This is a genomic window from Aestuariivirga sp., from assembly GCF_044239095.1.
Lineage (GTDB): Bacteria > Pseudomonadota > Alphaproteobacteria > Rhizobiales > Aestuariivirgaceae > Aestuariivirga.
Window position 1 is genome coordinate 1 of sequence record NZ_JBIICB010000135.1, and the last position, 10,941, is coordinate 10,941.

Below are 10,941 nucleotides of genomic sequence, written 5' to 3' on the forward strand. Positions count from 1 at the left end.
CGCACTTCAAAGCCATCGTACCGCTCAGACCACCACCCCGACGGTTGACCGCCTCGCTGATGCCGCATAACGTTCAAACAGCAACGCCAGCCTCGGCATTTTCAACAGAGTTCGGGACATCCCCTTCCGACCAGGTGGAACCACTTAGTCGGAAAGAACTGGCGCAAGATCAATGGTTAGATCATGATCTAATCACAAAAGTGGTTTCCACTTTTGCAGATCATGCTCTAACTGCGGCGCAGCAGAACATCGCAATGGCCGGCCGACAGAAGATCTTGATGTGATGAGCGTATAAGCGATGAGTCGGCGGCAATGCGCCAAACCCCAAAGCCCAGCCCGCTTATCTCTCCAAGGAACGTCTCGGCACTGCCATAGGCGCACAACATTGCAGGCGAGAACTCCATCATGATCTGGATGTCCCTGTTCTCGGACAGCGTACGGCGTGCTCCTTGAAGGACGAAGGGTTCCGCGCCTTCCGCATCGATCTTCATGAAGTCCACAACGGAGTTCTCCGGTAGGAAGTCGTCGATTGCAGTTGCCTGAACGGTTACATGACTCACTTCATCGTTGAATACCGCAGCTGATGCATCTGTCGAGAAAAGCGAACTGGAGCCTTTTAGATGCTCGTGAATCTTGAACTCGACGGGTTTGCTTTCGCTGTAAACGGCCTTAGGGACTACGGTCACTCTGTCCACAAGTCCATTCACCACGATGTTTCGATAGAGGATTTCGGCCATTTCCGGGTCGGCCTCGAATGATGTGACCCGTCCTGCCGCTCCCACAAGGTCGCCGGCAATCAGGGAGTACCAGCCGATATTCGCTCCGACATCAATGACACGCATGCCATCGCGCACCACGGTACGAAAGACCTTGGTAATCCAGTCCTCCCAGTTGCCGTCGAGAAGTATATGGGGTGTCAGTGAGTGATCCCGCGTGTCGACATATATCTTGTGGCCGTAGACGGTCTTGGTGAGTGCCCTGTTATTGCCAAGGTACACGGCCATTCGAGTAGCAGTGTTTTCTGGTAGTAGTTTTGTCCTGCTGATCCATGCTGCATTTCTGCGAACGAAATTGCCGAATTGACTACCGTCAGTCACCCCAGCCTCCTTATGCACATGTGTGCTTGCCTCTCACTCTTCATGTTTTAGTAGATGCGAGGACGAACCCGCGCCGCGCCAACATCGACGCTGTCGCTCAAGACCGCGGCTGCTGAACGAGTAGCATATCTCGGGAGTCTTTAACAACCCAGGGTAATAAGAGGCCAACAGGCACTATTGAAAACCGCGCAGCATGCTTGTTGTAAGCCTTACCCTTGCCTTTTGGCCTTGATGCTGCATTCTCAGGTCCGGATTGAGGGAGGATATCGCATGATCACCGTGTGGGGCCGGCGGAACTCCGTGAATGTGCAGAAGGTGCTCTGGGCGCTGGAGGAGCTCGACGTTCCCTACACCCGTGAGAATGTGGGCGGCCAGTTCGGCGGCAACCATGACGCCGACTTCCTGGCGATGAACCCGATGGGCCTGGTGCCTGTGATCCGCGACGGCGACGTGACGATGTTCGAGTCGAATGCCATTGTGCGCTATCTTTCCGCGCGGTTCCGCCCGGGCGTGCTGCGCCCAGCCGAGCACCGCGGTCTCGCCATGGCGGAACAGTGGATGGACTGGCAGCAACTCGTCTTCGCGCCGCCCGTCACCACGATTTTCATGAACACCGTGCGCAGCCTGCCTGAGAACCGCAACGCACAGGCGGTTGCCGCGGCGGAGAAGCAGGCAGCCCAGGCCCTGAAGATCGCCGATGGCTGGCTCGCCCGCCATGACTGGTTCGCGGGCCCGGCCTTCAGCTGCGGGGACATCGTGATGGGCGCACTGCTGTGGCGCTTCATGGGTCTCGACTGCGGCAAGCCGGACATGCCCCACGTGCTCGACTGGTTCGACGCCGTCCAGCGCAGGGAGCCCTTCCGCAACACGGTCATGTCCGTGCCAAGGGCAAGATCGCTGGAGGAGTGGGGGAGGATTGAGAAAGAGACTGGGTGAGAGGGCGCGCCATCAGATGCGACTATTGAGCTCCGAAATCGTTTCTCGGCGTGCTAATCGCTGAATTGAACTGCAATCGTTATGATGCCAAGAGGCTTGGCGTTGCCTCGCATGCGCGGATAAACGGTACCAACACATTACCTGTTGTCTCGTCCGCACGTCTGGTTGGTGAAACTCATGGTGATGCGATATGGCTGCCCCAAAACGCCTAGATAAGTATGAACTCTTATCGAAGGGCATATTTGTTCAGAAAATGACTTCGCCTGAAAGAATTCAGGCGCTGATCGACCGGCTGAGGCCAGTGACCACCCGGCGCTCTCTGATCCGGATAGGCGCGGCTTCAGACGGCGGTTATCTGATCCCTGACGATTTGCAGGGCATATCGGTTTGCTTTTCTCCGGGGGTAGGTCCGATAGCGGCATTCGAGATGGATCTTGAGCGGAGGTTTGGGATCGGATCGCATCTTTCCGACTATTCCGTTGAAGCACCTCCCAATGGTTTCTCGCCGCTCTCCTTTCAGAAGAAATTCATTGGCGCTTTCGAGAGCGACCAATTCACGACGATGGACCACTGGATGGACGCTCAGGCCACCGAAGGTGACCTGCTTCTTCAGATGGATATCGAAGGAGGAGAGTATCCGGCAATTCTCGCCCTTAGCGAAAGAAACCTCAAGCGCTTCAGGATCATCGTCGCGGAATTCCATCACGTGGAGCACTGGTCCGATCCAGCGTTCTTTGACATCGTTGAGGCGGTATTCACAAAACTGCTGGCTCACCATCACGCCGTCCATATCCACCCGAACAACCATGGCGGTGAAGTAAACATGGGCGGCATTGAGGCGCCGCGGGTGTTCGAGATTGCCTTTCTCAGGCGCGACAGGTCTCCGCCAACGGGTTTCCAGAAAACCTTCCCTCATTCTCTCGATCGTCCTTGTGATCCGAACCGTCCCGAACTGGTCCTGCCAAAATCGTGGTATGCCCGCGCGGAAAAAGTTGCAGGCCGCGTCAGTGATGATGTGGAAATTCAGCCGGGTCCCGGGCAGATCTTTGACAATATCTACAGGCGCGGCCTTTGGGGCCATGATGCGGCAGGTAACGGAACCTCCGGCTACGGTTCTCACGAGGCTCGCATCATCGAACCCTACGTAGCGGGACTGCGCCGGTTATTGAAGGAGCTTGGTTGCTCGAAGATTGCAGATCTCGGCTGCGGTGACTTCAACATTGGAAGGCAGATTGCGCCACACTGTTCGGAGTATATCGCCTGCGACGTATCCGAGGTCATTCTGACCCGCAACAGGGCGGCATACCGCGCCGATAACGTGAAATTTGTGAAACTCAATCTCGCCGCTGATGAACTTCCGCATGCTGAGCTTGCGACTGTCCGGCAAGTCCTGCAGCATTTGAGCAATGCTGAAGTCAAATCCTTCACCGGCCGGCTCAACACGTCGAAACCCTACAAATACATGCTGGTAACTGAGCACGTGCCCCACGGCGACTTTCAATCAAATGCTGACCATATCACCGGGAACGACATCAGGATCGGGACCGGCAGCGGTGTCGTCCTGCACGAAGCCCCGTTCAACCTGGTCCATAAGGCAAGAAAAGTGCTTCTTGAGGTCGAGGCAGATACCCATGGCAGGAAGGCTGTAGTCAGATCGACTCTATACATTTTCTGACGTGAGTCCGGCGCTACAGCATGATCCATTGATCTTGCGCGCGTTCTTTTCGATCAGGTGATTCCACCTGGCCGGAACGCGCGCGAAAGCAATTGTCTCCAGCCGGTGCTTGTCATGCATGATGCTCCTGTAGTGTTGATCTCTGCCGCGCTATTCAGCGCAAGAAGTCCGTTGTAGCAACACGATCATGTCCGTGCCGGGGGCGGGGACGCTGGAAGGGTAGGGGATGATCGAAAAGGGCGGCGGGGTGAGGGTTGAACCTCAAAGTCACTCAACCGTGATTGACTCAAGTGCGGCGCAACCGGGCACAAACAGAAATTCGCCTGTTCGTCCGTTCTCGTCCTTGCTCTTGATCTTGGGTGCCATCTGAATGTCCAGCCCTCTCCTCTGCTGATCAAGCTTGATGCTCATTGAGAGCGAGTATCTGCCTGGTCTTGCGATCGTGGAGTCGAAAAGCTTGTTTCCATTGATCCATATCAACAAATGATACGCCAGGATTTCAGGACTGGAGAGAAGGTTCACTTGCAGATTCAGCTTCACAGTCTGCATCAAGGGCGACATTGGAAGAAAGAGGCCGGTGACGGGCTTCAACTGGCGCACTCCGGATGGGCCGTTGGGTGACCATCCGGGGTTCAGATAGTTCCAGCAGCGCTCAGGGGATCTCATGTCGAGAACGTCACCAGAGGTTATCGCGTAATCCAGCTTCCGGGGGAGCGATGGCTTCTGCTCGTCTGGCGGAGGAAACTTGGTGGCTTCGATCAGCTCGGCGTAACGCCGGGATTTCACGGAGGGATGGAACAGATCGACCGCCCGCTGCCTTGCTGCCACACCCTTTGCGGCAACCGGGTCATGCCCCGAAGAAATCTCCTGCAGAATGCCTGTGAGAGCATCCACGCAATCATCAATGGACTGTTTTGGGTCGGGTGCCAGCCATCCGCATGCCTCATCAACTTGTTCGGGGATGCCATCGATCGATGTTGCCATCACCGGCAATCCAGTAGCCATAGCCTCGATGATTGAGATGGGCGCGCCTTCGTTGAACGACGTCAAGACATAGATGTCGGAGGCGAACATCAGGTCCCTGATGTCGGTCCTGAATCCGAGCGTCATCACACTCCCTTGAAGACCTGCCTCAGCAATCAAAGTATCGAAATACTCATCGTAGCCATAAGCGGGCTTGCCCGCGATCAGATAGACGATATCGCATTGCTCCGCCGTTTTGCACCGGGCCAATTCCTTCAAGGCTGCGACGACGAGGTGTTGGCCTTTCGCCTTCTCCAAGCGGCCTGCAGTCAATAGAACGATCTGCTCCCGCGCCAGCCCCAACTCCCGCCGCATGCGTTCCAGGATGCTCTGTCTGTCGGCATTGTCGAAAAACATTCGGTCACAAGAATTCGGTATCACAATTTTCTTTGACGAGATTTCCGGGTAGATCCGTCCCAGAGCCTCGAAGTTCGCTTGCGAAACCAGCACAACAGCTTCAGCGCGGTTTGTGGCGCTGATTGCCTTATCGATCAGGGCGCCCAGTTCCCGGCGGGAATGCAGGGGCACGCCATTCACGATCATGAGGTATGGTATTCCTCTTGCGTGCGAGGCCTCCTTCAAGGCCAGGTGAGAGCCCACGACCATGCAGTCGGAGAAGATGATCAGGTCACAGGGATTGCGATCAAGAAGGGTTTCTGCCGTGCGTTTGTCAAACGCAGCTCTCCAATTGTCCCGGAAGCTAATCGCAGAATGTGCCTGGCTGACGCTGTCAGTGATGCTCGAGAAGTATTCAGCGGCGGCCCGGGACTGATTGTAAAGCAGAGTTAGTTTGTATGAGCCCGCCAGTTCCGTAGCGAGCAGCCGTGATACCGCGGCAGTCCCTCCGGCAGTATCATCATCAGTAATGAGGAGAATGGTTCGTTCATTTTGCATTCGTCTTTATGACGAAACTCTAATCCACCTTTGGAAGAAAAAACAATGATAGATTGAAATCGCTTCAATTTGGATAGGGCCGCGTGCGCCTGCCGTTGGGGTACGTCCTTACCCCTCCAGCCGCTGCCCGGTCCTTCCAGCCACGTCCTGGATGTACTGCCAGGCGACCCGGCCTGAACGGCTGCCCCGTGTCGCCTGCCAGGCGATGGCGCCGGCGCGGAGGTCTTCCGGGGGGACCTTGAGGCCGAAGTGCCGGGCATAGCCCTCGACCATGTCGAGGAATTCATCCTGGGAGCAGTTGTGGAAACCAAGCCACAGGCCGAAGCGGTCCGAGAGCGAAACCTTCTCCTGCACCGCCTCTGAGGGGTTGATGGCGGTCGAGCGCTCGTTCTCGATCATCTCGCGCGGCAGCAGGTGGCGGCGGTTCGAGGTGGCATAGAACACCATGTTCAATGGTCTGCCCTCGATGCCGCCGTCCAGGGCTGCCTTTAGCGATTTGTAGGAGGTGTCCTCCGCGTCAAACGAGAGGTCGTCGCAGAATACGATGAAGCGGAAGTGCTCCGCCTTGCGGATGATGTTCATCAGCAGCGGCAGGCTTTCGATGTCCTCGCGGTGGATCTCGACCAGCTTGAGAATGCCCCCGGCGGCCTCGTTGATGGCATGGTGCGCTGCCTTGACGAGGGAGGATTTCCCCATGCCGCGCGCGCCCCACAGCAGCGCGTTGTTGGCGGGAAGGCCCCTGGCGAAGCGCTCCGTATTCTCGATCAGGATGTCGCGCGTGAGGTCGATGCCCTTGAGCAGCGACATCTCCACCCGGTTGACCCGGGCGACGGGCTCGAGCTGCGGCGGGCTGGCGTGCCAGACGAAGGCTGAAAAGCCCTGCAAATCCGGCCCGGCGGGCTTGGCTGGCGCCATGCGCTCCAGCGCGTCGGCGATGCGGGTGAGCAGTGCGTGATCAATTTCCTGTGCCATTCCCGCCTCTTAGCGGAGGCTGGGGCCATCGTAAAGAAGTCCCAATCGACTGGTTGCATTAGGGGCAACCATCGCTATATTCCGCCCGAACTTTCGCTCAGGAGAACTCCCTTGTTCATCACCCCGGCTTACGCCCAGGCCGCTGCCCCCGGCGCCGGCGATTTCCTTGGCATGATCCTGCCGCTCGTGCTCATCATGGGCGTGTTCTATTTCCTTCTCATCCGCCCGCAGCAGCGCAAGATGAAGGCTCACCAGGAGATGCTGAAGAAGGTCGGCAAGGGGGATACTGTCATCACCTCTGGCGGCCTCATCGGCAAGGTCGTCAAGGTGGTTGACGACAATGAGCTTCAGGTCGAGGTTGGCGAGAACGTGAAGGTACGCATCCTGCGCACCGGCATTGCCGACGTGCGCGCCAAGGGCGAGCCGGTCAAGTCCGAGTAGTCGCCGCGATGCTTCACATCACCCGCTGGCGGACCATCGCCATCATCGCCGCAGTGCTGCTGGCGGTCGTCATGGCGTTGCCCAATGTGCTGCCGGCCGACATGCAGGCGAAGCTCAGGGAATGGAACCTGCGTCCGGTGACCCTGGGCCTTGACCTTCAGGGCGGCTCCAACGTGCTGCTGGAGGTGGACCGCGCCGACCTTTACGACAAGCTCACCCGTCAGCTTTCCAGCGACGTGCGCAACGCCATGCGCGACGCCAAGATCGGCTATAGCGGGCTGGCGCGCGCCGACGGTGAGGTGCGCGTGCGGGTGACCAAGCCCGAGGACGTGGAAAAGGCCGAGACCCAGCTCAAGACCCTGCTGAGCCCGCTCGAGAGCGGCATGTTCAGCGCGAGCGGCCCGGTCAACCTGTTCGTTCTCAAGCGTGATGGCCAGCAGTTCACCTTTTCCTTCTCGCCTGACGGCCTCGACGCCAAGATCGCGCTGGCCGTCAGCCAGAGCTTGAGGATCGTCGAGAACCGCGTCAATGCGCTCGGCACCTCGGAACCGGTCATCCAGCAGCAGGGCAAGGACCGCATCGTCGTGCAGCTCCCGGGCGTGCAGAACCCGGACCAGGTGAAGAGCGTCATCGGCCGAACTGCCAAACTCACATTCCAGCTGCTGTGCGAAGCCCAGCCCACGACCCCGGGCCAGAACCCGCCGCCGGAATGCCAGTCCTTCCCGCTGCAGGATGATCCCGAGCGCGAAATGTGGGTGCAGTCCTCCAGCCGTGCCACGGTTGACGGCGGCGACCTCGTCGACGCGCGCGGCTCATTCGACCAGAACAACAATGCGGTCGTCTCCTTCCGCTTCAACACCCAGGGCGCTGATCGCTTCGCCCGTCTGACCCGCGACAATGTCGGCCGGCCCTTCGCCATCATCCTGGACGAAAAGGTGGTGAGCTATCCCAACATCAATGAGCCGATCCTCGGCGGCTCCGGGCAGATTTCCGGTAACTTCACGGTCGAGGAGACGAACGATCTCGCCGTGGTGCTGCGATCGGGCGCGCTGCCCGCCAAGCTGACGATCGTCGAAGAGCGCACCGTGGGCCCGAGCCTCGGGTCCGATTCGATCCGCGCCGGCATCTTCGCCTCACTCATCGGGCTGGCGCTGGTGCTCGCTTTCATGATCTTCGGCTATGGACTGTTCGGAATCTTCGCCAATTTCGCCTTGCTGGTGAACCTGCTGGCGCTCATTGCCATCATGTCCTTCTTCGGCTTCACGCTGACGTTGCCCGGCATCGCCGGCATCGTGCTCACCATGGGCATGGCGGTTGACTCGAACGTGCTGATCTATGAGCGCATCCGCGAGGAGTGGCGCAACGGCCGTTCGGCGCTCAGTGCCATCGAGACCGGCTTCAAGGCTGCGCTCGGCACCATCTGGGACGCAAACCTCACCACACTCGTTGCCGCGCTGGCGCTGTTCGGCGTGGGCTCGGGGCCCATCCGTGGCTTCGCGGTAACGCTGTTCATCGGCATCGTGACCACCATGTTAACCGCCTTCGCCTTGACCCAGTTCATCGTCGCCGTCTGGGTAAAGTACCGTCGGCCGAAGGAGGTCCCGCTCTAGGGCGGGAGACATTCCATGAAGGGCATCCGCCTCGTTCCAGACGGCACTACGATTCCGTTCATGCGGTTCAGCCGGTTCGGCTATTTCTTGTCAGGCATCCTTTGCGCGGCATCGCTTCTGTTGTTCTACTTCAACGGCCTCAACATGGGCGTGGACTTCAAGGGCGGCACGGTCATCACCATCCGCACCGAGCAGCCGGCCAACCTCGACGAACTGCGCGCCACCATCAACGGCCTGGGGTTAGGCTCGGGCGAGTTGCAGGAGTTCGGCTCGGCCAATGACGTGCTGATCCGCATCGGCACGCAGGAGGGCGGCGAGGAGGCCCAGCAGGCGGCCGTCAACAAGATCAAGGAAGCGCTGGGGCCGGGCGTCGACTACCGCAGCGTCGACGTGGTAGGGCCGAAGGTCTCGGGCGAGCTCACCCAGCAGGGCATACTGGCCGTGGTCGTGGCGCTGTTCCTGGTTCTGGTCTATGTTTGGTTCCGCTTCGAATGGCAATTCGCGCTGGGCGCCGTCGCGTCCCTCATGCATGACGTGATCTTGACCATCGGTTTGTTCAGCCTTCTCGGCCTGGAGTTCAATCTCTCGATCATCGCCGCCATCCTCACCATCATCGGTTATTCTCTGAACGATACGGTGGTGATTTACGATCGCATCCGCGAGTTCCTGCGCAAGTACAAGTCGATGCCCTTTGCCGACCTCATGGACTTCTCCATTAACTCCGTGCTGCCGCGCACGCTGATGACCTCCGTCTCGGTGCTCCTGGCGCTGTTCGCCCTCTACATCTGGGGTGGTGAGGTCATCGCGGGCTTCACCTTCACCATGATCTGGGGTGTGATCGTCGGCACCTATTCGTCCTTCTTCATCGCCACGCCCATCCTGCTGCTGCTCGGCACCCCGCGTGACAACCAGAAGGTGGCGGAAGCCAAGGCGGCCGCTGCCGCAAGGCCGTGACGGCGCATTTCCCCGGACAGGCACCGGTTGACGGCTACGGCGCGGGCGGTTTCAGCTTTGCGCAGATGTCGCACCGCGGTTCGATCCTTGCGCTACCCTCCGGCATCCATGCCTGGAACCCGAACCCTCTGGCGCTGACGCCCGCCGATTTCGTGATGGTGCTGGCCGAGCGGGAGGCGATCGACTTTCTCCTTATCGGCATGGGTCACGCCATGGCCCGCCCGCCACGGCTGGTGCGGGAGGCCCTCGCTGCCGCCGGCCTCATGTATGACCCGATGGCGACGGGCCACGCGGTTGCAACCTACAACCTGCTGCTCGAGGAAAGGCGCCGCGTGGCGGCGGCGTTCATTGCGGTGGACTTCAGCCGGTGAGCGAGATCCAGGACATCGTCCGCGCCCATGACCGGGACCGCTATCTCTCGACCTTCTTCGCGCCGGATGAAAAGCGCCCGCATCTCATGGCGCTCTACGCCTTCAATGCTGAGGTCACCCGCATCCGCGATCTGGTGAGCGATCCCAACATCGGTCTGATCCGCCTGCAGTGGTGGCGCGACACGCTGGAAAGCGGTGCGGGCGGCGGCCACCCGGTGGCGGAAGCGCTGCTGTCCGCCATCCGCGATTGCGCCCTGCCGGTTCAGGCGCTCACCGATCTGCTTGCCGCGCGCGAGTTCGACCTCTTCCATGACCGGATGCCCGGCCTCACCGAACTTGAAGCCTATATGGGCGAAACGCATTCGCGCCTCATCATGATGGCCGCAATGATCCTCGACCGCGAGGCGGCCGCGCCGGCCAGTGAGGCGGCAGGCCTTGCCGGCGTGGCACAGGGTTTGGCGCTGGTGCTGGGGGATCCGGCACACCGCGATCCCTTCCTGCCGGACGGGATGGACGTGAAGGCTGCGATTGCCCACGCGGAGAAACGCTTGGCCCAGGCAATGGCGCTGCTGCCCTCTGTTCCGAAGCCACTCCTCCCGGCCTTCCTGCCGGTAACCCTCACCGCAACCTATCTGAAGGCGATCCGTCACCGCCCAGACGAACCACTCCGTGTGTCCCCTCTCAAGCGGCAATGGGTGATGTGGTGGACGGCGCGGGCGCTGTGAAATGCTGATTCCCTTCTCCCGTCGCAGCGCGATGGGAGAAGGTGGCCGGCAGGCCGGATGAGGGCACTTTCAACAAGCGCAATTCGCGGAGAGAGGCCCTCATCCGCCCTTTGGGCACCTTCTCCCATTGCGTGCCGCAACGGGAGAAGGGAATTCACTCCGCCGCCTCTTCCCTCTCAAGCGGCAATGGGTGATGTGGTGGACAGCGCGGACGCTGTGAGATGCTGATCCCCTTCTCCCGTC

At 59.7% G+C, this 10,941-nt stretch carries 11 protein-coding genes; 8 read left to right on the forward strand and 3 right to left on the reverse strand.

Translation table 11 applies throughout. The annotated features are described in order from the left end of the window. On the forward strand, positions 1–284 hold a 284-nt coding region (locus ACILRA_RS12960), incomplete at its 5' end, for a hypothetical protein (RefSeq protein ID WP_395662514.1). Here ACILRA_RS12960 and ACILRA_RS12965 read toward each other — a convergent pair. Continuing rightward, complete coding sequence (locus tag ACILRA_RS12965; RefSeq protein ID WP_395662515.1) at positions 228–1,097, reverse strand: FkbM family methyltransferase; 870 nt, start codon at positions 1,095–1,097, stop codon at positions 228–230. The genes ACILRA_RS12960 and ACILRA_RS12965 overlap by 57 nt on opposite strands. A 270-nt stretch (positions 1,098–1,367) precedes the next feature. On the opposite strand from ACILRA_RS12965, the gene ACILRA_RS12970 reads away from it, so the two are divergent. After that, positions 1,368–2,033 (forward strand): glutathione S-transferase family protein, encoded by a 666-nt coding sequence (locus ACILRA_RS12970; RefSeq protein ID WP_395662516.1) that lies wholly within the window; start codon positions 1,368–1,370, stop codon positions 2,031–2,033. Positions 2,034–2,223: 190 nt separating this feature from the next. Then, a complete protein-coding gene (locus ACILRA_RS12975) occupies positions 2,224–3,708 on the forward strand; it encodes a class I SAM-dependent methyltransferase (RefSeq protein WP_395662517.1) in 1,485 nt (494 codons plus the stop codon). Positions 3,709–3,975: 267 nt separating this feature from the next. On the opposite strand, the gene ACILRA_RS12980 is transcribed toward ACILRA_RS12975, so the two are convergent. Then, positions 3,976–5,625 (reverse strand): glycosyltransferase family 4 protein, encoded by a 1,650-nt coding sequence (locus ACILRA_RS12980; protein ID WP_395662518.1) that lies wholly within the window; start codon positions 5,623–5,625, stop codon positions 3,976–3,978. A gap of 108 nt (positions 5,626–5,733) precedes the next feature. Next, positions 5,734–6,597, reverse strand: coding sequence for an ATP-binding protein (locus tag ACILRA_RS12985; protein WP_395662519.1), 864 nt, complete (start codon positions 6,595–6,597; stop codon positions 5,734–5,736). A 111-nt stretch (positions 6,598–6,708) separates the two neighbouring features. Between ACILRA_RS12985 and yajC the strand changes: the two genes are divergently transcribed. The 5 genes from yajC to ACILRA_RS13010 are packed head-to-tail and all read left to right on the forward strand — an operon-like array spanning position 6,709 to position 10,698. Next, the gene (gene yajC / locus ACILRA_RS12990; protein ID WP_395662520.1) at positions 6,709–7,038 is read left to right on the forward strand and encodes a preprotein translocase subunit YajC; all 330 of its coding nucleotides are present in this window, start codon (positions 6,709–6,711) and stop codon (positions 7,036–7,038) included. An 8-nt stretch (positions 7,039–7,046) separates the two neighbouring features. After that, positions 7,047–8,648 (forward strand): protein translocase subunit SecD, encoded by a 1,602-nt coding sequence (secD, locus tag ACILRA_RS12995; RefSeq protein WP_395662521.1) that lies wholly within the window; start codon positions 7,047–7,049, stop codon positions 8,646–8,648. A 15-nt stretch (positions 8,649–8,663) separates the two neighbouring features. After that, a complete protein-coding gene (gene secF / locus ACILRA_RS13000) occupies positions 8,664–9,602 on the forward strand; it encodes a protein translocase subunit SecF (protein WP_395662522.1) in 939 nt (312 codons plus the stop codon). Further along, positions 9,599–9,973, forward strand: a complete 375-nt coding sequence (locus ACILRA_RS13005) for an Mth938-like domain-containing protein (protein WP_395662523.1) — start codon at positions 9,599–9,601, stop codon at positions 9,971–9,973. The genes secF and ACILRA_RS13005 overlap by 4 nt, the downstream gene beginning before the upstream one ends. Further along, positions 9,970–10,698 (forward strand): phytoene/squalene synthase family protein, encoded by a 729-nt coding sequence (locus ACILRA_RS13010; protein WP_395662524.1) that lies wholly within the window; start codon positions 9,970–9,972, stop codon positions 10,696–10,698. Before ACILRA_RS13005 ends, ACILRA_RS13010 begins: the two co-directional genes overlap by 4 nt. Positions 10,699–10,941: the final 243 nt, after the last annotated feature.